Origin of the sequence: Mesorhizobium sp. BR-1-1-10 (assembly GCF_020165595.1) — a bacterium.
Classification (GTDB): Bacteria; Pseudomonadota; Alphaproteobacteria; order Rhizobiales; family Rhizobiaceae; genus Mesorhizobium; species Mesorhizobium australicum.
This window is the reverse complement of the sequence record NZ_JAIUIL010000008.1, coordinates 104671-128529: the sequence shown is the minus strand read 5'-3', so window position 1 is coordinate 128529 and position 23859 is coordinate 104671. Positions and strand designations below refer to the sequence as shown.

30 protein-coding genes are annotated in these 23859 nt (G+C 63.3%); 15 read left to right on the top strand and 15 right to left on the bottom strand.

Going from position 1 to position 23859, the window contains the following annotated elements:
* The first annotated feature begins 1 nt into the window (after nt 1).
* Nucleotides 2-310, top strand: coding sequence for a hypothetical protein (locus LB555_RS19190; RefSeq protein ID WP_140618839.1), 309 nt, complete (start codon nt 2-4; stop codon nt 308-310).
* Nucleotides 311-436: 126 nt separating this feature from the next.
* A complete protein-coding gene (locus LB555_RS19185) occupies nt 437-913 on the top strand; it encodes an NUDIX hydrolase (RefSeq protein WP_140618841.1) in 477 nt (158 codons plus the stop codon).
* A 3-nt stretch (nt 914-916) separates the two neighbouring features.
* Here the strand turns inward: LB555_RS19185 and LB555_RS19180 are convergent, their stop codons facing one another.
* The 5 genes from LB555_RS19180 to LB555_RS19160 form a co-directional block, all read right to left on the bottom strand.
* Nucleotides 917-1768: a citryl-CoA lyase gene (locus LB555_RS19180; RefSeq protein ID WP_140618843.1), complete on the bottom strand. Its 852-nt coding sequence runs from the start codon at nt 1766-1768 to the stop codon at nt 917-919.
* Entirely contained in the window at nt 1765-2949 is a 1185-nt protein-coding gene (locus LB555_RS19175) for a CaiB/BaiF CoA transferase family protein (protein ID WP_140721193.1), read from the bottom strand. The genes LB555_RS19180 and LB555_RS19175 overlap by 4 nt, the downstream gene beginning before the upstream one ends.
* Before the next feature lie 15 nt (nt 2950-2964).
* Complete coding sequence (locus tag LB555_RS19170) at nt 2965-4488, bottom strand: tripartite tricarboxylate transporter permease (RefSeq protein WP_224683494.1); 1524 nt, start codon at nt 4486-4488, stop codon at nt 2965-2967.
* 4 nt (nt 4489-4492) lie between these two features.
* Complete coding sequence (locus LB555_RS19165) at nt 4493-5029, bottom strand: tripartite tricarboxylate transporter TctB family protein (RefSeq protein ID WP_140823876.1); 537 nt, start codon at nt 5027-5029, stop codon at nt 4493-4495.
* Between the two features lie 151 nt (nt 5030-5180).
* The gene (locus LB555_RS19160) at nt 5181-6158 is read right to left on the bottom strand and encodes a Bug family tripartite tricarboxylate transporter substrate binding protein (protein WP_015315736.1); all 978 of its coding nucleotides are present in this window, start codon (nt 6156-6158) and stop codon (nt 5181-5183) included.
* A gap of 184 nt (nt 6159-6342) precedes the next feature.
* Here LB555_RS19160 and LB555_RS19155 point away from each other — a divergent pair, with 184 nt between their 5' ends.
* Nucleotides 6343-7107, top strand: coding sequence for an IclR family transcriptional regulator (locus LB555_RS19155; protein ID WP_224683493.1), 765 nt, complete (start codon nt 6343-6345; stop codon nt 7105-7107).
* A gap of 181 nt (nt 7108-7288) precedes the next feature.
* Here LB555_RS19155 and LB555_RS19150 read toward each other — a convergent pair whose 3' ends face one another.
* The 3 genes from LB555_RS19150 to nth all read right to left on the bottom strand — a co-directional run bounded on the left by LB555_RS19150 (nt 7289) and on the right by nth (nt 8924).
* On the bottom strand, nt 7289-7822 hold the full coding sequence (locus LB555_RS19150; protein ID WP_140875125.1) for a GNAT family N-acetyltransferase: 534 nt from the start codon (nt 7820-7822) through the stop codon (nt 7289-7291).
* A gap of 110 nt (nt 7823-7932) precedes the next feature.
* Nucleotides 7933-8037, bottom strand: coding sequence for a YdeI/OmpD-associated family protein (locus LB555_RS19145; RefSeq protein ID WP_140619009.1), 105 nt, complete (start codon nt 8035-8037; stop codon nt 7933-7935).
* Nucleotides 8038-8111: 74 nt separating this feature from the next.
* Nucleotides 8112-8924 (bottom strand): endonuclease III, encoded by an 813-nt coding sequence (gene nth, locus LB555_RS19140; protein WP_140661718.1) that lies wholly within the window; start codon nt 8922-8924, stop codon nt 8112-8114.
* Nucleotides 8925-8946: 22 nt separating this feature from the next.
* On the opposite strand from nth, the gene LB555_RS19135 reads away from it, so the two are divergent.
* The 10 genes from LB555_RS19135 to LB555_RS19090 all read left to right on the top strand — a co-directional run bounded on the left by LB555_RS19135 (nt 8947) and on the right by LB555_RS19090 (nt 16177).
* A complete protein-coding gene (locus LB555_RS19135) occupies nt 8947-9441 on the top strand; it encodes a DUF2244 domain-containing protein (protein WP_224587470.1) in 495 nt (164 codons plus the stop codon).
* 209 nt (nt 9442-9650) lie between these two features.
* Nucleotides 9651-10529 (top strand): methylated-DNA--[protein]-cysteine S-methyltransferase, encoded by an 879-nt coding sequence (locus tag LB555_RS19130; RefSeq protein WP_140713225.1) that lies wholly within the window; start codon nt 9651-9653, stop codon nt 10527-10529.
* A 222-nt stretch (nt 10530-10751) separates the two neighbouring features.
* Nucleotides 10752-11222, top strand: a complete 471-nt coding sequence (locus tag LB555_RS19125; RefSeq protein ID WP_015315729.1) for a hypothetical protein — start codon at nt 10752-10754, stop codon at nt 11220-11222.
* 20 nt (nt 11223-11242) lie between these two features.
* Nucleotides 11243-11635: a hypothetical protein gene (locus LB555_RS19120; protein ID WP_224587472.1), complete on the top strand. Its 393-nt coding sequence runs from the start codon at nt 11243-11245 to the stop codon at nt 11633-11635.
* Nucleotides 11602-12120: a hypothetical protein gene (locus tag LB555_RS19115; protein ID WP_140661714.1), complete on the top strand. Its 519-nt coding sequence runs from the start codon at nt 11602-11604 to the stop codon at nt 12118-12120. The genes LB555_RS19120 and LB555_RS19115 overlap by 34 nt, the downstream gene beginning before the upstream one ends.
* A complete protein-coding gene (locus tag LB555_RS19110) occupies nt 12095-12577 on the top strand; it encodes a hypothetical protein (RefSeq protein ID WP_224683492.1) in 483 nt (160 codons plus the stop codon). Before LB555_RS19115 ends, LB555_RS19110 begins: the two co-directional genes overlap by 26 nt.
* Nucleotides 12578-12663: 86 nt before the next feature.
* A complete protein-coding gene (locus tag LB555_RS19105; protein WP_224683491.1) occupies nt 12664-13569 on the top strand; it encodes a ribokinase in 906 nt (301 codons plus the stop codon).
* 1 nt (nt 13570) lies between these two features.
* Complete coding sequence (locus LB555_RS19100) at nt 13571-15016, top strand: amidase (protein WP_224683490.1); 1446 nt, start codon at nt 13571-13573, stop codon at nt 15014-15016.
* 90 nt (nt 15017-15106) lie between these two features.
* Nucleotides 15107-15721 (top strand): LysE family translocator, encoded by a 615-nt coding sequence (locus tag LB555_RS19095; RefSeq protein WP_224683489.1) that lies wholly within the window; start codon nt 15107-15109, stop codon nt 15719-15721.
* 48 nt (nt 15722-15769) lie between these two features.
* The gene (locus tag LB555_RS19090) at nt 15770-16177 is read left to right on the top strand and encodes a hypothetical protein (RefSeq protein ID WP_224683488.1); all 408 of its coding nucleotides are present in this window, start codon (nt 15770-15772) and stop codon (nt 16175-16177) included.
* Nucleotides 16178-16222: 45 nt separating this feature from the next.
* Here the strand turns inward: LB555_RS19090 and LB555_RS19085 are convergent, their stop codons facing one another.
* Nucleotides 16223-17167, bottom strand: coding sequence for a nucleoside hydrolase (locus tag LB555_RS19085; RefSeq protein WP_015315722.1), 945 nt, complete (start codon nt 17165-17167; stop codon nt 16223-16225).
* Between the two features lie 333 nt (nt 17168-17500).
* On the opposite strand from LB555_RS19085, the gene LB555_RS19080 reads away from it, so the two are divergent.
* Nucleotides 17501-17926, top strand: a complete 426-nt coding sequence (locus tag LB555_RS19080) for an Hsp20 family protein (RefSeq protein WP_013893014.1) — start codon at nt 17501-17503, stop codon at nt 17924-17926.
* Between the two features lie 64 nt (nt 17927-17990).
* Nucleotides 17991-18248, top strand: a complete 258-nt coding sequence (locus LB555_RS19075; RefSeq protein ID WP_015315721.1) for a DUF1150 family protein — start codon at nt 17991-17993, stop codon at nt 18246-18248.
* Nucleotides 18249-18319: 71 nt separating this feature from the next.
* Here the strand turns inward: LB555_RS19075 and ptsN are convergent, their stop codons facing one another.
* From ptsN to lptC, 6 genes are all read right to left on the bottom strand, one after another.
* A complete protein-coding gene (ptsN, locus tag LB555_RS19070; protein ID WP_015315720.1) occupies nt 18320-18784 on the bottom strand; it encodes a PTS IIA-like nitrogen regulatory protein PtsN in 465 nt (154 codons plus the stop codon).
* 57 nt (nt 18785-18841) lie between these two features.
* Nucleotides 18842-19426, bottom strand: coding sequence for a ribosome hibernation-promoting factor, HPF/YfiA family (gene hpf / locus LB555_RS19065; RefSeq protein WP_015315719.1), 585 nt, complete (start codon nt 19424-19426; stop codon nt 18842-18844).
* A 264-nt stretch (nt 19427-19690) separates the two neighbouring features.
* On the bottom strand, nt 19691-21214 hold the full coding sequence (gene rpoN, locus LB555_RS19060; protein WP_224683487.1) for an RNA polymerase factor sigma-54: 1524 nt from the start codon (nt 21212-21214) through the stop codon (nt 19691-19693).
* Between the two features lie 200 nt (nt 21215-21414).
* Entirely contained in the window at nt 21415-22227 is an 813-nt protein-coding gene (gene lptB, locus LB555_RS19055) for an LPS export ABC transporter ATP-binding protein (protein ID WP_140713210.1), read from the bottom strand.
* Nucleotides 22227-22820 (bottom strand): LptA/OstA family protein, encoded by a 594-nt coding sequence (locus LB555_RS19050; RefSeq protein ID WP_015315716.1) that lies wholly within the window; start codon nt 22818-22820, stop codon nt 22227-22229. Before LB555_RS19050 ends, lptB begins: the two co-directional genes overlap by 1 nt.
* Entirely contained in the window at nt 22807-23520 is a 714-nt protein-coding gene (gene lptC, locus LB555_RS19045; RefSeq protein ID WP_140661709.1) for an LPS export ABC transporter periplasmic protein LptC, read from the bottom strand. The genes LB555_RS19050 and lptC overlap by 14 nt, the downstream gene beginning before the upstream one ends.
* Nucleotides 23521-23859 lie beyond the last annotated feature (339 nt).

The following is a 23859-nucleotide window of genomic DNA, read 5'->3' as shown; positions in this document are numbered from 1 at the left end:
GATGTGTGCGCGTCGTTCATCGATGATATCAACCTTGGTGGTGCTGGCTGGAGCGGTTTGCGCCGGCTTTGCGATGCCCGCTTCCGCGCAGGTGCTCAATCCCACGGTCAGAAACAACACAGTCATCCAGCAGAACGATCTGCAGGCGTTGCAAAACCGGGTTCAGCGGCAGCAGTTTCAGCAGCAGCAACAGCAGTATCGTGCCCAGGATCGCATCATCGTCCAGCAACCGCCGCCGGTCGTGCCGCAGGTTAGGCCGAGCTGCCAGACGCAGATAATCGGCAACACCGCCGTGAGCACCTGCCGCTGACGAACGGCAGCTTCTTTTATTTAGCCGACTTACATGATAGGGCACTTCAGGTGCCCCTGCGGCAGTTTGGATTTTGCAAAGGCGTCGCAGCACGCTAAGGGGCATTGCAGCGACTGGATTATCGAGATGGCAGCCACCAAGAAAAAGACCGTACGCCAAGCCAAGAAAGGCGAAAGGATCCGCCAGGTGGCGGCGATCCCCTTCCGGCTGAATGCGCATGGCGGCATCGAGGTGATGCTGGTCACATCGAGAACCACGAGACGCTTCATCGTGCCCAAGGGATGGCCGATGAAAGGCAAGAGCGGGCGCAAGGCAGCCACCATCGAGGCACTGGAGGAAGCCGGCGTGCTCGGCAAGACGCTGAAGCAGCCGGCGGGCACCTATTCCTACTGGAAACGTTTGGCCAACCGCTTTGTCCGCGTCGACGTCGTCGTGTTTCTGCTGGAAGTGACGGAAGAGCTTGCCGATTGGCAGGAAGCCAAGCGGCGGCAGCGGGCCTGGCTGGCGCCGGCCGACGCCGCGATGCTCATCGACGAGCCCGATCTCTCGACGCTGGTGAACACCTTGAAGTTTCCCGGACCCGCGCCGCTCGAGCAGGCATAAGCCTCAATTGTCCGCGCCCTCATCTTCAGGAAGCGGCCGTGCCGGCGGGCCGCTATAGGCCCACAGCCATTCGCGCGGCAGCGGCCCCTTGTTGCGCTCGGACTGCTGAGATTGCTCCCAGGCATGCGCCAGGATGCCGACGGAACGCGACAGCACGAAGAGTCCGCGCGTCAGCGGCGGCGGAAAGCCGAGCTCGCCATAGATGACGGCGGTGGCGCCATCGATGTTGAGCGGGATTTTTTTGCCCTTGCGCCGCGCGACGTCGGCCTCGATCGCCTCGGCAATGTCGGCAAAGCGGCCGTTGACCACGCCACGCGCGGCAAAATCTCTGACCAGTTCCAGCAGGCGCGGCGCGCGCGGATCGACAGGATGGAAGCGATGGCCAAGCCCCGGCACATAGCCCTTCTCCTGCCCGAAGAACCGGTCGAGACGTGTCGAAACCGCTTCGTTGAGGCCCATGCCGCCATCAAGCGCCACGGCAATATCGCCATAGAAGGAAAGCGCCTGCTCGCCGGCGCCACCATGCACGTCGCCCAGCACGTTGATGGCCGAGGCCATGGCGCTGTTGATGCCGACGCCACAGGTGGCCGCCATGCGGGCGATGGCGATCGACGGCGCCTGCGGCCCGTGGTCGACGGCCGCCCCCAAGGCAATGCCGAGCAGTGCCGCCTCGTCTTCGCTGGGCAATTCGCCACGCAGCATCAGCCAGATGACAGCCGGGAAGCTGACGCGGCCGATCAGGTCCTGGATCTCGTAGCCGCGCAGCCGGATCACACCGGGGCTCATCTCGATGATGCCGGTCTGCCACCATTCCTCGCCGCGCGCGCGGCCTGTTTTCTTCTCCACGCCGCTCATGTCAGGGCCTTTGCCTTGGCGCGCGGCGGCAGGCCGGCGAACACCTCGTCCATGTGCTCGCCCAGCACAGGCGGCGGCCGCGTCGGCAACGGTGCCGTACCGTCTACCATGAACCCGCCGCGCAGGACGGTCAGCGGCCCATCCATGCCAGCCACATCCTCGAAACGAGCCGTCACCTGGCGTTCGAGCACTTGTGGTTCGGTCAGCACTTGCGGGATCGTCAGTACCCGGCCCGCCGGCACGCCGGCTCGGTTGAGCGTCTCTTCCCAAATTGCCGCCGGATCGCTTGCCAGAGCATCCTCGATCTCGACCTTGAGCGCGGCGCGGTTCTGCTTGCGGGTCTCACGCTCGGCAAAGCGCGGGTCCGACGCCAGTTCCGGCCGTCCGATCAGCCGGCACAGCGTCACGAACTGCTCCTGCTTGTTGGCGGCGATGTTGATGAGCCCATCGCCGGTGCGGAAGGCGCCGGAGGGAGCCGCCGTCATGTTCTCATTGCCCATCGGCTTGGGATCGACCCCTGCCGTCAGGTAATTGGAAACAGGCCAGCCAAGCGCGGAAAGCGTGCATTCGAGCATCGACACGTCGAGGAACGCACCCTCGCCCGATGTCTTCTGCCTGACCAGTGCCGCGGCGATGGAGAACGCGCCGACCAAGCCTCCCAGCGTGTCGGCGACGGGATAGCCAACGCGCAGCGGCGCGGTTTCCGGCGTGCCGGTTATGCTCATGATCCCGGAAAGACCCTGGATGATCTGGTCATAGGCCGGATTGTCGCGCATCGGCCCGCTCTGCCCGAAACCCGATATCGCGCAATAGACGAGGCCCGGGCGGACCGCCCTCAGCATTTGGTAGCCAAGCCCGAGGCGTGTCATCACGCCGGGTCGAAAATTCTCCACCAGCGCATCGGCGCTGGCGACCAGGTCGAGGAAGCGCTCGCGATCCGTCTCTTTCTTGAGGTCGAGCATGACCGATCGTTTGCCGGCGTTCTGGGCCAGGAAGGATGCGCCCATGCCGGCACTGTTGAGCTTTGGAGAGCCGCCAAGCTGGCGCGCCAAGTCGCCGCCTTGCGGCCCCTCGACCTTGATCACGTCAGCTCCCAGCAAGGCCAGCTGATAGGCACAGTAAGGCCCGGCGAGCACATTGGTCAGGTCGAGGACGCGGATACCGGAAAGCAGGTCTGTCATATCTTTTCAGATCGCTCAGGCATCGCCCGGCACATGTTCGGGACCGCGCCGCCGCCGGTGCTCGATGAAGGCCCAGATATGCGGCCCGACCAGGCCTATGAAGGCGAGCGTCAGCAGGGTCAGCGACAGCGGATGCTTGTAGAACACCGACCAGTCGCCGTTGGAGATGGTCATCGCCCGGCGGAACTGGGTTTCGGCGAGCGGCCCCAGGATCATGCCGATAATGACGGGCGCGGTCGGGAAATCGAACCGCCGCATCAGGAAGCCCGCGGCGCCCAGGAGATAAAGGATGACGAGATCGATCGGCGACTGCGAGATGCCATAGGTGCCGACAGTGGCGAATACCAGGATCCCGGCATAAAGCTGCGGCGCGGGAATTTTCAGCAGCCGCACCCACAGGCCGATCAGCGGCAGGTTGAGGATGACCAGGATGACATTGGCGATGAACAGGCTGGCGATCAGGCCCCAGACAAGGTCGGCTTGTGTCGTCAGGAGCAACGGCCCCGGATTGATGCCGTAGCTCTGGAAGGCCGAGAGCATGATCGCCGCCGTCGCCGAGGTCGGCAGCCCAAGCGTCAGCATCGGCACCAGCACGCCGGCGGCGGACGCGTTGTTGGCGGCTTCCGGCCCTGCAACGCCTTCGATGGCGCCGACCGTACCGAACTCCTGCTTGTGCTTCGACAGTTTCTTTTCGATGGCATAGGACAGGAAGGTCGGGATCTCGGCGCCGCCGGCCGGCATGGCGCCGATTGGGAAGCCGATCGCCGCTCCCCGCAGCCAGGCCTTCCACGAGCGGCCCCATTCGGCCGCCGTCATGTAGAGCGAGCCTTTTAGCGGCACGATCTCGTCCTTGCCGGCATAGCGGCGCGAGGCCATGTAGAGCGTCTCGCCAACCGCGAACAGGCCGACGGCGGCGATGATGACGTCGACGCCATCGAGCAATTCCGTCATGCCGAAGGTGAAGCGCGGCTGGCCCGTCTGCAGATCGACGCCGATCATCCCGATTACAAAGCCGGCAAACAGACTGGTCAGGCCCCGCACCGACGACGACCCAAGCACCGCCGAAACCGTGATGAATGCCAGCACCATCAGCGAGAAATACTCCGCCGGGCCGAAGGCCAGCGCGAACTTGACCACGACCGGGGCCAGGAAGGCGACGCCGAGCGTGCCGAGTGTGCCGGCGACGAACGAGCCGATCGCCGAGGTGGCGAGTGCTGCGCCGCCGCGGCCGGAGCGGGCCATCTTGTTGCCTTCCAGCGCCGTCACGATGGTTGCGCTCTCGCCGGGCGTGTTGAGAAGGATCGACGTCGTCGAGCCGCCATACATGGCGCCGTAATAGATACCGGCGAACAGGATGAAGGACGCCTCCGGCGCCACCTGATAGGTGATCGGCAGGAGCAGCGCGATGGTCAGTGCTGGCCCAAGGCCAGGCAGCACGCCGATGGCGGTGCCAAGCGTCGTCCCGAGCAGGCACCACAAAAGATTGGTCGGGCTGAAAGCGACCGCGAAACCGTGTGCGAGATGGCCGAGCGTATCCATGGCGTCAGCCTCCCAGCGTGCTGGTGAACGCGTCGATCACCATGTTCAGCTGGTTCTCGACGACACCAGCGCCGATGTTGACGCCGAGCGCCTTGGCAAAGCCGAAATAAGCAGCCAGCGCCAGCACCAGGCCGGTGAGCACATCGCGCAGCGTATGCCTGCTGCCGAAGCCGTAGCAGACGAGAACGAACATGATGACCGACGCGGCGGTGAAACCGAGCGGCTGGATGAGCACAAGATTGGCCAGCAGACCGATGACGACGAAGCCCATCGCCTTCCAGTCGGTCGGCGTTTCCTTTTCCTCCTCCGGCTGCCAGCCGCCGCGAAGCGCGGCGAGGATGAGCAGCAGGGAAAGCACAACCAGGCCGACCATGGTCAGATAGGGAAAGACGGTCGGACCAACCTTGGAATAGAGCGGCGAGACCGGGATCGCCAGCGTCTGCCAGGCCACGGCCCCGGCGCAGGCCAGGAGGCCGACGCCGATCAACAATTCCGGTACGGCGAGTCGCGGCGGCACTGCCTGCTGGTCGGTGGTGCTCATGAATGTCCTCCCCGCTATGGATGGCTACGATCTGGTGGCCAAAACAGCCGCCTCCAGCAGCCGGCTTCGTCGTACCTTCACGCTGCATGGCCGCATGCGATCGATGCGTCGAGAAAAGGAGGAGGCGGCACAAGCCGCCCCCTTGGGGAAATCAGGCGAGACCGAGATCCTTGAGGATGGCCTCGATGCGAGCCGAATCCTCAGTGACGAATTTCGCATAGTCGTCGCCGGTGAGCAGGATGGACGTCCAGTTGCGGTTCTTGCATTCGGTCGCCCATGCATCGCTCTTGGCCATGGCTTCGACCAGCGTGATCATGGCCGCCTTGTCGGCGTCGGAAATGCCGGGCGGCGCGAAGACGCCGCGCCAGTTGAACAGTTCCACATCGATACCGGCTTCCTTGAGCGTCGGCGCGTCGATGCCGTCCTGGCGCTTGTCGGCCGAAATGGCGAGCAGCCTGAGCGCGCCCGCCTTGACTTGCTCGGAGAACTCGCCGAAGCCGGAAATGCCGGCCGCCACCTGGTTGCCGAGCAATGCCGACAGAGCTTCGCCGCCGCCCGCGAACGGTACATAGGAGAGGCTGGGAGCCGGAACGCCGACCGTTTTGGCGATCAGGCCGAACAGGATGTGGTCGGACCCACCGGCCGAGCCGCCCGCGACAGGAACCTTCGTCGGATCGGCCTTGAGTGCCGCGACGAAATCGGCGGCCGTCTTGAACGGCGAGTCCGCCGGCACCACCAGCGCCTCGAATTCCCCGGTGAGACGGGCGATGGGCGTGACTTGGGTCAGGTTGTTGGCCGCCTTGTTGGCGATGATGGCGCCCACCATGACCATGCCCGCGACCATGAGCGCATTGCCTTTGCCGCTCCACTGATTGATGAACTGCGGCAGCCCTACCGTGCCGCCGGCACCACCGACATTGGTGATCTGCGAGCCGGAGATGAGCTTCTCGCCGCGCAGCACCTGATCCATCGTGCGCGCCGTCTGGTCCCAGCCGCCGCCAGGTGCCGCCGGCACGAAGATCTGGACTTGAGGCGCACCTTCGGCGAAGGCGGGTGAGAAATGCGATGCCACCAGCCCGGCCGCGCCAGCCGCCGCCGTACTCATCAAAAATCTGCGTCTGTTCAGCATGGGATTCCTCCAGATCACGACACCTCCTCCGGTGCCTGCCAAAACGCGCCTGTTCACAGACCCGTGATCAAGTTCAAGCAGATTTTACCTTGTTCCGTCAACAGGAACGACATTCTACTGGACAGAACGGTCCGGTGGCGCGACAGAGTGGTTCCGCTCGGGCTTCACCGAATTGGGAACCGCAATGGACTTACCAGGCAACTCGGCTGATGGGGAAATCCGGCGCACCTCCGTCGAAGGTGTTGCGGCACTCGACCGGGCGATCGCCATCCTCGATGCCTTCAGCACGGCCGACTGCTCGCTAAGTCTTGCTGAAATCGCGATGCGCACCGGTCTTTACAAAAGCACGATCCTGCGGCTCGCCAATTCGCTGTTGCGCGGGCAACTGCTCGAGCGCCTGGACGATGGGCGCTATCGCGTCGGACCCGCCGCCTTTCGGCTGGGCGCGCTTTACCAGCGTTCGGTGGTGGCGGTGGACATCCTGTTGCCGATCATGCGCGATCTCTCCGAACGAAGTTGGGAGAGTGTTGCCTTCTACGTCCGCTCGGGAGACGTGCGCACCTGTCTTTACCGGGTCGAATCCAAGCGTCCGATCCGCTACACGATACGCGAAGGCGACGTATTGCCTCTGCTGGCCGGCTCGGGCGGGCGCGTGCTGGCGGCCTTTTCGGGACAGCAGGGCGAACCCTACGAAACCATTCGCAAAACGTGCAATTGTCTCGCTGTGGGTGACCGCGACCCCGAAACGGCAGGCGTCTCGGCGCCGGTTTTCGGGCCGGGACACGCGCTGCTTGGCGCCTTGACGCTGGCTGGTCCAAGCACGCGCGTCGACGCTGCGTTCCTTGAGCGCATGAAGCGCCCGCTGCTCGAGGCGGCGGCCCGCGCCACTCGCGCCTTCGGCGAGGATGCCTCCATGCTGGAGCAGGCGAGCCTCGCGACGGAGGCTTAGCCCTAGCTCAGCGGTTATGGCGTCGGAAAGGCCTCCAACTTCCGCTCGCCGCCCCTGTAAGGAAATGCGCGCCCAAGGCCGGTTGCGGCAGGTCAAGGTGTGCAGCGGTTTTCCGTCCGGATTGCGCGTTTGTAGCGCCTGGCCGGGTGATTGTCGGCGCCCTCGCCTCGCCTGACACCCCTCAGGGCAGCCGCTCCAGCAGCATGGTCGGCGCATCATGGTAGAGGGTCTGCGTCAGCTCGATATAGCCGCACTTCCTGGCGACGTTCAGCGAAGCCGTATTTTCGGGATCGATGATGCAGACGGTTCTGGCACGTCCGAACGTCTCGTCGCCCCAGCCATGCACGCGGCTGACGATCTCCGTGGCAAGGCCGGCGCCGTGCGCGGCCGGTGCGAGCGCCCACCCCGCCTCGGGGATGCCTTCGATCGACGGCTCCATGTCGCGCTTCAGATCGTGGAACCCGGCCTCACCGATGAAACGGCCGGTCGCTTTCTCCTCGATGGCCCAGAAGCCGTAGCCAAGCAGCGACCACAGGCCGGCATGGCGCAGGAAGCGCATCCAGCTTTCCTCACGCGTGCGCGGCTTGCCGCCGATGAAGCGGGTGACGACGGGGTCGGCCCACATGGCGGTATAGGCGTGGAAATCCTCCAGTTGGTGCGCCCTTAGAATGGTTCGCTCGGTCTCGATGACCGGAACACCGTGCGGATTTTTCATGACGATATGCCTCGCTGATCCTCAGCGCTTAGCAAATCGCTGGTGCGGTGCAAGGGCCAGGGCGATACGCGCCATCATCCAGGGAAGGTCTAAGTAATCGAAGCAGAACTTCAGCCGTGCCAAACCATATTCATGTAGACACCGCCACACTGCAATTCATCCAGCATCTGGTCGAGCCGCTTTCGCCTGGTGTCCGGACGCTTGGCGCGGCCGATCCAGCCCAGATAGTCGTTCTTCTGATAATCCGGCCGAGCCTGATCCCGGTGTTCGCGGCGGCGATGGCGCGCGGCTACGGCGCCTGATCTTCGGCGGCGACAGTTTCAAGCGGGGCGATCGGCACCAGGGGCGCCGGAATGCTGGTCGTCTTCACCTCTGCCTTGCAAATATCGGCGATGACGCAGGCCGGGCAATCCGGCTTGCGCGCCTTGCAGACATAGCGTCCGTGCAGGATCAGCCAGTGATGCGCATGGCGCATATATTCGTCCGGGATGATCTTCAATAACCCCTGCTCTACCTGTTCCGGCGTCTTGCCGGGCGCCAGGCCAAGCCGGTTGCCGATGCGCAAGATATGCGTGTCGACCGCCATCGTATGCTGGCCGAAGGCCATGTTGAGCACGACATTGGCGGTCTTGCGCCCGACACCGGGCAACTTGACCAGTTCATCGCGGTCATCCGGCACCTCGCCGCCATGGTCGCGGATCAGCGCCTGCGATAGGGCGATGACGTTCTTGGCCTTGTTGCGCCAGAGACCGATGGTCCTGATATGGTCGCCGACCTTGGTTTCACCGAGCGCCAGCATCTTTTGCGGCGTGTCCGCAACCTTGAACAGAGCCCGCGTTGCCTTGTTGACACCGGCATCGGTCGCTTGCGCCGAAAGCACCACCGCCACCAGCAGTGTGAAGGCATTGACGTGTTCGAGTTCGCCCCTCGGCTCCGGCCGCTGCACCGAAAAACGCCGGAAAATCTCATGCACTTCAGCCGGGCTGTAGCGGGACGAGCGCCGCGCCGGCCGAGGGCGCGGCTTGGCATTGGAGCCATCACGGCGTCCGGCCGGCAGCTCTTTTTCGGGCATGGAAGACTCATTGGACTTGGGACGCGCCATTTCCCTCCTATAATAGTGTGTCATGAGTGACACAAACGCCTCGTTTCAGGCTGACGAGCCCTTCTTTCATGCATTGCTGACCCCGCACCGGTCGCTGGGCAGGACGGGCTTCCTGATCCTGATGGGCGCACTGATGCTCGGCTGGCTGGTGACGGGTGCGTTTTTCCTGTCGCGCGGTGCCTGGCCGGTGTTCGGCTTCTTCGGCCTCGACGTGGTGGCCGTCTACATCGCCTTCCGCGTCAATTACCGGGCTGCACGCGCCCGCGAGGAAGTGTCGGTCTCGCGCACCAGCCTCGACATTCGCAAGACGGGCCCCTCGGGAAAGTCGGAAGCGCATCGCTTCAATCCGTTCTGGGTACGGTTTTCGATCGCCCGGCACGCCGAGATCGGCATCACCAAAATGACCGTGGAAGCACAAGGCCAGAACGTGCCGATCGGCGGCTTCCTCGACCCCGATTCGCGCGAGAGCTTCGCCACCGCCTTCTCGCGCGCGCTGGCGACCGCCAAGGCGCGCTAAAAGCAATTCCAGGAAATTTCCGGGAAAGCCTTGCCGTAGAGTGTCATGAGCAAGGTCTCTTTTGCCCCTGTCAGATGGACTTTTTCGCCAGCCATCAGCGGCTCCCTGGCTCGAATCCCGAGTCTATCTGGGCAAGTGCTGCAAGAAGGCAGGTTTCGGGTGGCGATCGGCGCCCCGAGGGGCGATATTCCAGCCCAAGGAGACAGTCCATGAGCACACACACGGCAGTCCTCAAGAAGGACATCACGCCTGAGGGCAGCGACTACGAAATCGTACGCCGCGCCATCGAAAAGATCAGTCTCGACTATCGCGACCAGCCATCGCTGGAAGAACTGGCCGAGGAGGTCGGCGAGACGCCGACCGGCTTGCAAAAACTCTTCACCCGCTGGGCCGGCCTGTCGCCCAAGGCTTTCCTGCAGGCGGTGACGCTGGATCATGCGCGCAGGCTGCTTGATTCCGGCATGCCTCTGCTCGAAACCTCCTTCGAACTGGGCATGTCCGGCCCCGGCCGGCTGCACGACCTGTTCGTCACCCATGAGGCGATGTCACCGGGCGACTACAAGACGCGCGGCGCCGGCCTCACCATCCGCTACGGCTATCACACCTCCCCGTTCGGCACTGCTCTGATCATGGCCACCGACCGCGGGCTTGCCGGCCTCGCCTTCTGCGACGCAGGCGAGGAACGCACCGCTTTTGCCGATATGTCAGGCCGCTGGCCGAACGCGCTCTATATCGAGGACAGGGAAGCGACGGGGCCCTATGCCGCGCGCATCTTTGAGCCGACGCTGTGGCGCGCCGATCAGCCGCTTCATGTCGTCATGATCGGGACCGACTTCCAGGTCCGCGTCTGGGAGGCGCTGCTCCAGATTCCGATGGGCAAGGCCCGTACCTATTCCTCGATCGCGGCCAGCATCGGTGCGCCGAGCGCCAGCCGCGCGGTCGGCGCCGCCAACGGCGCCAACCCGCTCTCCTTCGTGGTGCCTTGCCACCGCGCCATCGGCAAATCAGGCGATCTCACCGGCTATCACTGGGGCCTGACCCGCAAGCGCGCCATCCTCGGCTGGGAGGCAGGGCAGATTTCGTCGTGAAATGTCGATTTTTGCTTTCTGCCACAGAAAATATATGAGTATTTGGAAATACGCAGTATTATTGCGCTTGATTTTGGAACTTCTGGATACAACCGTGGACAACCGCCGGTTTCTTCACGAGCGTTATTTCGATATCTTATTTAAGTTTACGCTAAATTAACCACGATAAAGCGATGATGACCCATATTAATTCGGGCGATCCGACTTAATAGGAGAATCTCGATGAAGTTGTTCCGCACCGTGTTTGGTGCAGCCTTGCTGGTCACGTGCCTGGACCACGCGGCGATGGCCACAACGCAGAATGTCATCTTCAATGGCACGGTCACCGCGACCTGTACGCTTGTCGTCGGCACCAACGGCACCATGACGGTGAGCGCCGACCTTCAGTCGCTGAGCTCCCACAACAGCGGCGGTTCGGCTGGAACAGTCACGCTCACCACCACCGGAGGTGTTTCACTTAGCGTCGATCCGGTGACCCTCACCACCGTGCCCGCCGCCGACAGCACCGCCACCACCTGGACACCGACCTATTCGGCCAGCGGCGCCCACACGACCGCTGAAACGGGGGCCGCCACCGCCCTCGCTGTCCCCGGCGCCGACCTTGTCTCGGTCCATCTCGCTGGCACCAAGGGCGGCAGCAACCGCTTCGCCACCGGAAACTATCAGGCAACGGTAACACTGCGCTGCGAATAGCCGTCGCGAAGGAGGGATCCTTGAAACATGCACGAATCCTGGCGGCGGCGCTGGCCGTCGGCCTGCCGGCCATTGCCGCCAACGCCCAGTCGATGTCGCCGATGCGGGGTGAGGTCAACAGTTTCACCGACGCCTTCGCGGTCCGCGTGTTTCCCGCCAATCCCTACGGCCAGAAGATCAAGGTCGAAATCCACGTCTACGATCAGAATTTTCAGCCAGTGGATGCCAAGATCTCTCCGAGCGTTTTCCAACTGGGCTCGCAGGCTTCCCGTCCTGTCCTTGTGGTCGTGCCCTTCGGCGGCGCTGCCGAGCGTAAAGTGCGTATCTGTACCGAGAGCATCCCCTTTCCCAATCAACAGACGCAGATAAGGGCACAGATATGCGGAAAGTTTTTTGGGCACCGCAAGTCCTGACAGTCGCGTTTGCGGCAACCTGGGCAGGGATCTCGCCGGTTCTGGCCGAGGATGTCTACAACCTCAATCAGAATGAGAGCGGCTTCAACCTGCCCGGCGTGACCTTGCCGCAAGGGCAGGATGAGGTCCACGCTTCCGACGGAACCACCTGCCGCTCCGCCGTATCGGGCACCGGTGCCTATCTCGATCTTGGCGTCATCAGAGGCAACAATCAGGCGAACAACGACATCGCCACCTACGGCCGCGTGGTGATTCCGATCGGGCGTACGCCGAAGCGCGTCGATTGCAGCCGCCTCTACGAGCTTGAGGTCGAGCGCCTGCAGCTGGAGCTGAAGCTCCTCAAGATGGGCCTGGGCGGTGACGGGCCGACCGCGAGCGTGGCCGCCAGCGCACCTACGCCCGTGGCCGCGTCACCCGGATGGGCCAACGAAGGCTGGAGCATCAGGACCGGAAGCGGCGATGGCAAGAAAAAGAAGAAGAAATAGCCGCGCGCTGCTCGCGATGGCCGCGCTCGCCGGCTGCTGCCTTCCGGCGCAGGCCGCGATCATCGGCACCTGCACCATCATGGTCGGGGCATCGGGCACGATGACCGCCAATCCGGCCATCGGCATACTGGGCTCCAAGCAGGCAGGCGGATCAAGCGCCAGCGCCACCGTGGTGGCAAGTTCCCTGCTGTGCTCGCTGCTCAACTTGCTGGACTGCTATTCGGTTTCAGCGCCGGCGCCTGCCGCATTCTCTTCCGCGCCGAGCGGCGGGGGCACCAACGTGACCTTCGCCTCGGTCTTCCGCCTCGATGGCTCGGGGGTCGACAACAATGGGGGCGTGCCGCAAAGGGTCGCCAATGGCACCCACGCCATGCAGATCGACCTCATCGCCACCAAGTCGAGCGGTATCTTTCCCGCCGGCAACTATCAGGGCATCGTCACCGTGCGATGCGAGTGAGGCGGCAAATCGCGCTGGACCATTCGCGTGGTCTGGCATCGAGCGGCTTGGCAGGATAGCTTCCGCGCATCAGCAGGAGGCATTTCTTGATTATCGTAGTCGGTTCGATCAACCTCGACCTTATCGCCAGTGTCGATCGCTTGCCGAGCCCCGGTGAGACGGTGAGCGGTTCCAGCTTCACGACGGCCCCCGGCGGCAAGGGCGCCAACCAGGCACTCGCCGCCGCGCGTGCCGGCGCTCAGGTGCGCATGGTCGGCGCCGTTGGCAAGGACAATTTCGCCCCCGAGGCACTGGCTTTGCTGCGCGAGGCCAAGGTCGACCTGTCGGGCGTGGGAGAGACCTTTGCCTCGACCGGCACGGCGCTGATCATGGTCGGCGATGACGGCGAAAACATCATCGCCGTGGTGCCCGGCGCCAACGCTTCCGTGGTGCCCGGCGACCTCTCCAAGGCTTTTCTGACAAAGGGCGACGTCGTGCTGCTGCAGCATGAAATTCCGCTCGCGACGGTCGATGCGGCCCTCGACCAGGCAAGGGCGGCCGGCGCGATCACTGTCCTCAACACGGCCCCTTTCCATGGCGGGGCAGCCGCCTTCCTCGGCAAGGCCGACTATGCGGTCGCGAACGAAACCGAATTCGACCTCTATGGCGAAGCCCTTGCCCTGAAAGGCCGCGATCGTGCGGCGCGCATGCGCGACTATGCCAGCAAGACTGGACGCATCATCGTCGTCACGCTCGGCGGCGACGGCGTGATGGCGGCGACGCCGAGCGAATTCCTGACCGTCCCCGCTTTGCAAATCACACCGGTCGACACGGTCGGCGCCGGCGACACCTTTTGCGGCTATTTCGCCGCCGGCCTGTCGTCGGGCCTCACGCTCGAACAGGCATTGGCGCGTGCCGGCGCCGCCGGCTCGTTGGCTTGCCTCAAGCCCGGCGCCCAGCCGGCGATCCCACTGGCCAAGAACGTCGACCAGGCTCTGCAAGAGGCCGGTTGAAATGATGCGTCCCCGCACGAAGCATGACGTACCCGCGGCCAGCGACATCTGCCGCCTGTCGGCTGTCGAGCTTGCCGATGCGATCCGCCGGAAGAAACTCTCAGTGCGCGAGGTGGTGACGGCGTTCCTCGATCGCATCGACGCGGTCAACCCGCTGGTCAACGCCATCGTCTCGCTGCGCGACCGTGCCGACATACTGCGCGAGGCCGATGCCGCCGATATCAGCCAGACCGATGGCACCGGCGCGCTCTTTGGCCTCCCGATCGCCATCAAGGACCTTGCCTCGACCTCCGGCCTCAGGACCTCGTTCGGCTCGCCGATCTTCGCCGATTTCGTGCCGCGGGAAGACGATTTCTTCGTCGAACGCATCCGCGACGCCGGCGCCATCATCATCGGCAAGACCAACGTTCCCGAATTCGGGCTCGGCTCCAACACCTACAACAATGTTTTCGGGCCGACGCTGAACGCTTTCGATCCGGCGCTGACCGCCGGCGGCTCAAGCGGCGGAGCGGCGGTGGCGCTGGCGCTGGACATGGTGCCCGTCGCCGATGGCAGCGACTTCGGCGGCTCGCTGCGCAACCCGGCGGCCTGGAACAATGTCTACGGTTTCCGGCCGTCACAGGGGCTCGTGCCCAGCGGTCCCGACTTCGAGGTCTTCCACGCGCAGATGGGCGTCGAGGGGCCGATGGGCCGCAACGTCGCCGACATGGCGCTCTTGCTCGACGTGCAGGCCGGCTACCATCCGCAGGCGCCTCTCTCCTATGAGAAGCAAGGCTCCTTCCTCGAAGGCCTGGCGACGGCGGCGACCGGTGGCCGTATCGCCTGGCTCGGCGATCTCGGCGGCCATCTGCCGATCGAGCCCGGCATCCTCGACTTATGCGAGGCAGCACTCGCACGGTTCACGGATGTATCTTTCCTGACCGAGCCCTTGCGACCGGATTTCGATTTCGAGGCACTCTGGCAGGCCTTCGTGACGCTGCGCCAGGCCAGCAGCGGCTGCGCTCTGAAAGTACACTATGACGACCCCGCCAGGCGTGGCCTGCTGAAGCCGGAAGCCGTATGGGAAGTGGAAAACGCGATGCGGCTGACGGCGCCGCAGATACGCGCGGCCTCGGTCGTCCGAACCTCCTGGTACCGCACGCTGCTGTCGATCTTCGACCGCTTCGACCTCATCGCGCTGCCGACCGCGCAGGTCTTTCCGTTCGATGTCGGCACCCATTGGCCGCGCGAAGTCGGGGGGCGGGCAATGGACAGCTATCATCGCTGGATGCAGGTTTCGGCCTTCGCCACCCTGGGCGGTTGCCCGGCGGTCAATGTTCCCGTCGGCTTCGACGACAGGGGCCGGCCGATGGGCATGCAGCTGGTCGGCAGGCCACGCGGCGACCTCGCCGTGCTGAAGGCTGCGGCTGCCTATGAGACGACGCTGCCCTGGCCCGCCGGAGCCTGAGCCAGACCGGCGCGCCGGCTTGCGTCGTCCTCGCCGTCATGCATTGATTGTTGCATGCTAGGCCGCGATGGCGGCATTGCGAGGAAAATCATGTCGCTGGAACTCTACGCCGCCTATGTTCTTGCCTGCATCGTGATGATCCTGGTGCCTGGGCCGACGGTGACCCTGATCATCGCCAACAGCATCCGCCACGGCTCCCGCGCCGGCCTCGCCAACGTCGTCGGCACGCAAGCCGGCCTTGCAGTCATGATCGCCATCGTCGGCATCGGCCTCAACACGCTGATTTCGGGCATGGGCCACTGGTTCGAGTGGGTCAGGCTGATCGGCGCGGCCTACCTGATCTGGATGGGCGTGCAGATGTTCCGCTCGAAGGGCACGCTGAACGCCGACGGAACCGCCCGCAAACCACGCGGCGGCTTCTTCCTGCAGGGCTTGGCCGTGGCGCTGAGCAATCCAAAGACGCTGATCTTCTTCGGCGCCTTCTTTCCGCAGTTCATCTCTCCCGCCGGCAACTACCCACTGCAGATCGTCATCATGGGCCTGACCGCCATGATCTTCGCCGCCATGTCGGACTCGACCTATGCGCTCGCCGCCGGCCGCGCCGGGCGCATGCTGTCGGCCAGCCGCATCAAGCTCCTGTCGCGGATCAGCGGCAGCTTCATGGTCGGCGGCGGTGTGTGGCTGGCGTTTTCGAAGGCAAAGTAACGGCGAAAGCGCCTTCTCCATAAATTTTTGCGGAGACATATTGAAGAATTGTACGCTGCTGCACAACTCTTCACTATGCGCAAATCAAACGTTTCCTTTCGGGATCGCTTGCTTATTTGGCAATACGAGTACAGCGACGCAGTGGTCGGCACCGCTTTCTTTTGCGCCTTTGCGCTGATGAAATCCATTGCGATTGTAGGGCTCCAGGCCAATCTGGTCGTCACCACTCAACGCGTGATGGCCGTGGTCGAATACATCAGAGTGAAACCTGTCAGCCCGTATGCCATGGTAGGTCACAATCTATACTACACCTACGACGTGCGCCTTGATGACGACAACACGCGGATTTCGATCGACGACGACGTCGAGCGACCGCATCTTGTTGGCTCGCTCGTTCCTATTGAACGTCAACACCACAAGCACGGCGTCGACACCTACCGATTGCTCAATGGGTGACAACGCGCGCCGGTGACACCGCGCGCTTGTCGGCGCTTCCAAACGTCAGTTAAGCCGCCCCAGCCTCTCCACCAGCAGCGCGAAGAAACCATCGTGGTCGATGTCGCGCATCACCATGGCGTTCTTTTCCCTGGAGGTGACCCCCCACCAGTCGACCACGGTCATGCCCATGGTCAGTTCGGAGGCGGTTTCCACGGTGACGTTGCAATGGCGGCCTTTGAACAGGTCGGGCTTCAGGAGATAGGCGATGACGCAGGGGTCGTGCAGCGGCCCTCCATCCGTGCCGTATTTGCCTTCGTCATAGCGCTCGAAGAATTCCAACATCTCGGCGGCGGCGATGCCGACCTTGGTGCCGAGCTTGCGGAACGCCTCGATGCGCTTGGACGTGGTCAGCGCCTTGTGGGTGACATCGAGCGGCATCATCACGATCGGGATGCCGGACCGGAAGACGACGTCGGCGGCATGCGGATCGACATAGATGTTGAATTCGGCCGTGGGCGTGACGTTGCCGCCCTCGAAGAAGCCACCGCCCATCAGCACGATTTCCTTGATGCGCGGCGCAATCCGGGGCTCTCGGATCAGCGCCAGCGCAACATTGGTGAGCGGCCCGAGCGGGCAGAGCGTGATGGTGCCGCTCTCCTCCTTCATCAGCGTCTCGACGATGAAATCGACGGCGTACTGGTCCTGCAGCTTCATTGTCGGTTCGGGCAAATCCGGTCCGTTCAAGCCGGTCTTGCCATGGACCTCCTCGGCCGTGACCAGTTCGCGCGCCAACGGACGGATGGCGCCGGCGTAGACCTTGATTTCGGGCCGGCCGGCCAGTTCGCAGATCTTGCGGGCGTTCTTTTCGGTGAGCTTCAGCGGCACGTTGCCGGCGACGGCCGATATGCCGGCGATCTCCAGTTCAGGACTGCCAAGCGCCAGCAGAATGGCGATGGCGTCGTCCTGGCCGGGATCGGTGTCGATGATGATCTTGCGTGGTTGGGGCATTTCAATTCCTTGTTTGGCTGGCCATCAGCTCACCGGGCCGGTCCTGCGCCCGAAAGACGCCAACCGGCTGCAAAGCTGCTGAACCGCTTGACGGGGGACGGTTCCGGCCTGCGCGCTTCTCCTTGCATCCGCGCGTCGATTCAAGCGCCATGTCGATTATTCCTGTGAGTCCACGATGATCCTGGGCTATTTCCGTGGGTCCGCGACATGGTCTCCTTGGGCGGGTCTTTTGGTGGCTTGAACTTGGTCGCGGGGCGGACCATATCAAGACCATCGGGAAAAATGCCATTTGGGTTTTTCCAGTTTATGTCGCTCTTGAGAGGACAGTGTAACATGAGCCGAATGACGCCTTTCTCCAGCCCGCTTCTCCTGGGTTTCGACGCCATGGAAAAGACCCTGGAGCGTCTGGCGAAGTCCGGTGACAGCTACCCTCCCTACAACATCGAGCGCCTGAGCGGTGCCGACGGCAAGGCCGAAAGGCTGCGCATTACACTCGCCGTCGCCGGGTTCGCCGAAAGCGATCTCGATGTGACAACGGAGGAAAACCAGTTGGTCGTGCGCGGTCGCCAGACCGACGATACCGAGCGCGAATTCCTTCATCGCGGCATTGCCGCACGCCAGTTCCAGCGCTGCTTCGTGCTGGCCGACGGCATGCGTGTGATCGCGGCGGAGCTGAAGAACGGCCTTTTGTCGATCGACCTTGATCGGCCGGAGTCGGAACGGCTGGTACGGAAAATAAACATATCGGTGAAAGACTGATCTTCACCGATGGCTCTCATGCGGGATGGCCTTGAGCGGCGTCCTCGCGCCAAGGAGGCTTGAAATGACCAGAACTGACGAAACCATCACCATGACCAGCGGCGAATTCGCCCATCTCGGCGAAGGCTCTGTCGCCTATCTGCGCAAGGTCTCGAGCGACGAACTGCTCGGCCGCTTCCCCAACATCGGTGAAATCGCGCCCGGCATGGAGCTGTGGGCCCTGTTTGGGGCCAATGGCCAGCCGATCCTGCTTTCCGACGCGCGTGACCGCGCGCTGGCCGGCGCCATGGAAAACGACCTGACCACCGTCGCCATTCATTAAAGACAATTGGTTGGCTGAACTGAAAAGGGCCGCTCATGGCGGCCCTTGGAGCAATATTTAAAAAGATGGCTTCAGGCCGCGTGCGAGGCCTGCGTATCCGACAAAAGCGCATGGATCGCCGCGGCGTCGCGCGTGCCCCTGACCTTGGCCACGGTGTCGGCGTCGCGCAGCACGCGCGCAATGCGGGACAGTGCCTTGAGATGATCGGCACCCGCCCCTTCGGGCGCCAGCAGCAGGAACACCAGATCGACCGGCTGGTCATCCAGTGATTCGAAATCGACCGGCGTCTCCAGCCGGGCGAAAACGCCGGCGATGCGCTTCACGCCCGCGAGCTTGCCGTGCGGGATGGCGATGCCGTTGCCGACGCCGGTCGAGCCCAGGCGCTCGCGCTGCAGGATGGTGTCGAACACCTCCCGTTCCGGAATGCCCGAAATCGTTGCTGCCCGCTCGGACAGCAATTGCAGTAGCTGCTTCTTGGAGTTCGCCTTCAACGCCGGCAAAATCGCCGGAACGCTGATAAGATCGCTCAGATCCATGCTTGAAAATCCTTGTTCGCCTGCCGCGCCAGTCCCCACCCCTCGTGCGGCTGGCTTTTATCCCTGTGCGACTTTGGTCGTGGACGGATCGATCCAGCCGATGTTTCCGTCGGGCCGGCGATAGACGATGTTGAGATGGTCGGTTCCGGCATTGCGGAAAACAAGCACGGGACTGTCCTTGGTATCGAGTTCGATGACCGCCGAGGCCACCGACATGGTCTTCAGCGTCATGGTCGATTCGGCGACGATGGCCGGTGCGAAATCCTCCGGGATTTCCTCATCGTCATCGGCAAGCGGTGCCATCACCGTGTAAGCGATGTCGGTCAACTCGCCATTGCCATTGCCTGAATTGTGCGATTTCAGACGGCGCTTGTATCGCCGAAGCCGGGTCTCCAGCCGATCGGCCGCGGCCTCGAAGGCGAGTGTCGGGTCCTGGGCATCGCCGGTGGCCTGCAGCGAGGCGCCGGAATCCAGCCGGATCATGCAATCCGCGGAATAGCGCGAGCCCGATTTGATGACGGTGACATGCCCCGCGAAGCCACGATCGAAATATTTGCCGATCGCTTCACCGACACGATCGTTGATGCGTGTACGGAACGCATCGCCGATATCCATGTGCTTTCCCGAAATGCGCAGATTCATCTGAAAACTGACCTTCCTTGCTCAGGCTTCAAACTGGCCCGAGTTTATACTCGTGATCCGTGCGCACAAGCTTTGCGGCGTCACTCGCGCCGATTTAAATCCGAACTTTCCGGTTGATCACAAGCCGCCTTCTTGACCGTCCCGGGTCATTGTCGTGACGGACCATCCGCTAGCGGGCATCGAGCCCGTCTCATGCGGGCGGGCTTCTAGCCACTTCACCGTGGCTTGTCAATGAAACTTGAAAGCTGTGGAAATCGTGAACGCCTAGCGGCCGGCGCTGGCGAGCGCCCGTTTCTCGCGCCGGCGCTGTACCGACGAGGGAATATTCATGCCTTCCCGGTACTTGGCGACGGTGCGCCGGGCGATATCGACGCCGCTTTCCCTGAGCATGTCGACAATAGCATCGTCCGACAGCACATCGACGGGCTTCTCCTCGTCGATCATTTGCTTGATGCGATCACGCACCGCTTCCGAGGAATGCGCATCGCCACCACCCGATGCCGCGATCGAGGCCGTGAAGAAATAGCGCAGCTCGAACACGCCGCGCGGGGTGAGCATGTATTTGTTGGCGGTCACCCGGCTGACCGTCGATTCGTGCATGCCGATGGCGTCTGCCACCGTGCGCAGGTTGAGTGGCTTCAGCTGGCGCACGCCATGGACCAGGAAGGCGTCCTGCTGGCGCACGATTTCCGAGGCCACTTTGAGGATCGTCTTGGCCCGCTGGTCGAGGCTCCGTGTCAGCCAGTTGGCGTTCTGCAGGCACTCGGCCAGGAAATCCTTTTCCGCCTGGTTCTTCGCGTGCGGCGACACCTGGGCGAAATAGATGTGGTCGACGAGCACGCGCGGCAGCGTTTCGGCATTGAGTTCGACGGTCCAGCTGCCGTCATTGGCCGCCCGCACCTCGACATCGGCGACGATCGCATCGCTGGCGCCGCCAGAAAACGCCATGCCCGGCCGCGGGTCGAGCGCCCGGATTTCGGCCAGCATGTCCAGCAAATCCTCCTCATCGACGCCGCAGAGCCGCTTCAGCGTCTGGAAATCGCGGCGCGCCAGCAGTTCGAGATTGGCGACCAGGGCCTTCATGGCCGGATCGAGACGGTCACGCACGGCAAGCTGCAGCGAAAGGCATTCCGCGAGGTCGCGGGCAAACAGGCCGGCCGGCTCGAAGGTCTGGCACACCGCCAGCACCTCGCCCACCGCCACCTCGTCGGTGCCAAGCCGCGCGGCGATCTCCGCCAGATCGGCCCTGACATAGCCGGTCTCGTCGAGCCCATCGGCAAGTTCTCCGGCGATCAGCCGCGCGACGGGATCGATGAAGGCGAGCGCGACTTGCTCGCCGACATGGTCGCGCAGCGTGATCCCGCTCGCAGCCATGTCGCCGGCGTCGAGCCCCTCGGACGAGGAGCCTCCACTGCCCGAAGCCGATTTCCATTGCGCCGTCAGGTCGGGGCCCAACCGCTCGCTGGTGCCGGGATCGTCGGGAAACAGGTTTTCCAGCGACGTATCGAGCTTTTCCGAGATGGCCTCGGCACTCCATCCCGCCTCGTTCTCGAACCAGTCGCCATCGGCGGACGCTTGCGGCTCTACGTCGAGCTTCTGCGCCTGGTCGCTCACGGCATCATCCTGCGGCTCGGCGCGCTCCAGAAGCGGGTTGCGCTCGATCTCCTCGTCGATGAAGTGCTCTAACTCGGTATGGGTGAACTGCAGCAGCCGAATCGACTGCATCAGCTGCGGCGTCATCACCAGCGACTGCGATTGTCGGAGCTGTAGTTTGGCCGCCAATGCCATGGTTCGGTTTCAAACGCCTCCTCTACGCGTCCCCAACTTCCGGAAATCAATTTCACGGCCGGCCATAGAAACTGGCCCGGCTTTTGCTTGTCAAGGCAAAGCCTAGCAAAACCCGCTTACCGGAGCGTTATCCCGGAGCAAAATCGCGGAAAACAGGTCGGCGGCGCGCAAAAAATCGTATCAGAAAACAAATTTCACGCTCAGAGCGTAAAACCCTCGCCGAGATAAAGCCGCCGCACGTCAGGATTTGCCACCACTTCGTCGGCGCGGCCATGAGTGAGCACCTGGCCGGCGTGGATGATGTAGGCGCGGTCGATCAGGCCGAGCGTCTCACGCACATTGTGGTCGGTGATGAGGACCCCGATGCCGCGCGCCGTCAGGTGACGCACCAATTGCTGAATATCGGCGACGGCGATCGGATCGATGCCGGCGAAGGGCTCGTCGAGCAGCATGTAGGCCGGGCGCGTCGCCAGCGCGCGCGCGATTTCCAGGCGCCGCCTTTCGCCGCCCGAGAGCGACATGGATGGCGCCTTGCGCAGATGGCTGATGTGAAATTCCTCAAGCAGTTCGTCGAGGTTGCGCTCGCGGATCTTGCGATCCTTTTCGACCACTTCGAGCACGGCGCGGATGTTCTGCTCGACATTGAGGCCGCGAAAGATCGAGGCCTCCTGAGGCAGATAGCCGATGCCGAGGCGCGCGCGACGATACATCGGCATCGAGGTGACGTCGAAGCCGTCGATCTCGATCGTGCCTTCATCCACCGGCACCAGGCCGGTGACCATGTAGAAACAGGTCGTCTTGCCGGCGCCGTTGGGGCCGAGCAGCCCGACGGCCTCGCCTGCGCGCACGCCCAGCGTGACGCCGCTGACGACCTTGCGGCCCTTGTAGCTCTTGGTCAGACCCTTGGCGATCAAGGTTCCCTTGAACTTCGCCTTGTCGACCGTGGCCGGCGCCGAAAGCTTGCCTGCGGCCCGTCCCGGAAGACGCGCCGTCAGCGACGACAGGCTGACCATCAGGGGTTCGTCGCTCCCGATTTCGGCGGCGGTGTGATCGACATCTGCACACGCTGCCCAGCACATGGATCGACCTGGGCCAGCCCGGTCTTCATCTGCACGGTGAGCTTGCAGCCGACCAGCACATTGTCGTTTTGCGAAAGGACGACCTTTTTGCCCGAAAGCACCAGCACCTGGCTCTTCATGTCGAAACTGCCCTGATCGCCGGTCGCGACCTGCTGATCCGACTTGATGTAGACCTTGTCGGAGATCTCCAGGTGATCGATGTTGGCCGAGCCGGTCATGGCTGCCGCCCCGGCGGCTTCGGCGCCCTTGGCGCCCGCATTGGGATCCTTGACGTAGTAGACCATCATCTTGCCGGCCTTCATCAGCGTCGGTCCCTGGACGACGGTGACATTGCCGGTGAAGATCGCGACGCTGTCGGCCTGGTGGACTTCCAGCTTGTCGCTTTCGATCTGGATCGGCTTGTCGCCGGCCAGTTTGAGACCCGACACCTGGCTGGCCGCTCCCGACTGCGCCAGCGACGGCGCCAGGCTGAGCAGGAACAGCGCCGAAGTTGCGGCCGCGAGCCGTGTCGAATTATTGAGCCACATTCGCTTCTTCGCCCTTTGCCTCAGCCGCCTTCAGAACGGCGGGATCGATGTTGACACGAACCTTGTTCTCGAACACCAGGATCTTGCCATTGTCCTGGACCGACATCGAATCCGCCCTGATCTGCGACCCGCCACGGCTGACATCGACGGGATCATCCGTCTTCATAGTGCCTTTGCCCATGTCGAGGAAGACGGATTTGAACTTGGCCTGCATGCCGTCGGTCGTGCTGATGGTGACGTCGCTGTTCAGCTTCATCGTATTGCCGTCGCGATCGTAGGTACCGCGCGAGGCTTTAATCGCCGCGACATTGTCGGGGGCGATCGGCACCTTGGCGTCGATGCCTTCGAGTTCGATGATGCCTTGCGTGCTCACATCCTGGATGGCGCGCAGCGCCGTCATCGAATAGGGCTGCTTCTGCTTGGTGAAACCATTGAGTTTGGGATTGGCCATCACCAGCTTACCGTTCGAGAAGGCGGTGCCTTCGGCCTGCACCGCGACGGAAACGGGCGCGGCGAGGTAGGAATAGACTGGGAAGGCGACGGCGATCAATGCCGCGGCCAAGGGCACGGCGAATTTGAGTACGCGCACGCGGCGTGAATGACGCTGGGCGCGGTCGAAAGCTTCGCCCCGCGTCCAGTCATCCGCCGGGGGAGCCAACTCCGTCTCCGGGCTGGTCGGTTCATTCGGTCGCGCTAACATGACTGCTTTCTTCTAAAACCCTGCCCCGGGAGCACCGCCTATAGGTGGGACGCCAGCGCCCTCGCGCAAGCACAAGCCGACGAAAACCGCAAAAATGTGACAGCTGCCGTGCACAAACGAAACCCGGGTCAGCGCAACAGCCAGTGCTTCATAGCAGAAATAGACGCCCTTGCGTCTTTTTTCACCACCGAAGTTCTTCCCACTTACCTTGCGTCGCCCGCACAGGCCAGTCACAAAACAGACAACACGGACCGCTGCGCGCGGATTGCCGCGCCATGTGCGGGACGGAACTGCTTCCCGATCAAGACATCATGGTCTAAAAGCGTCTCTTCCCGGTGA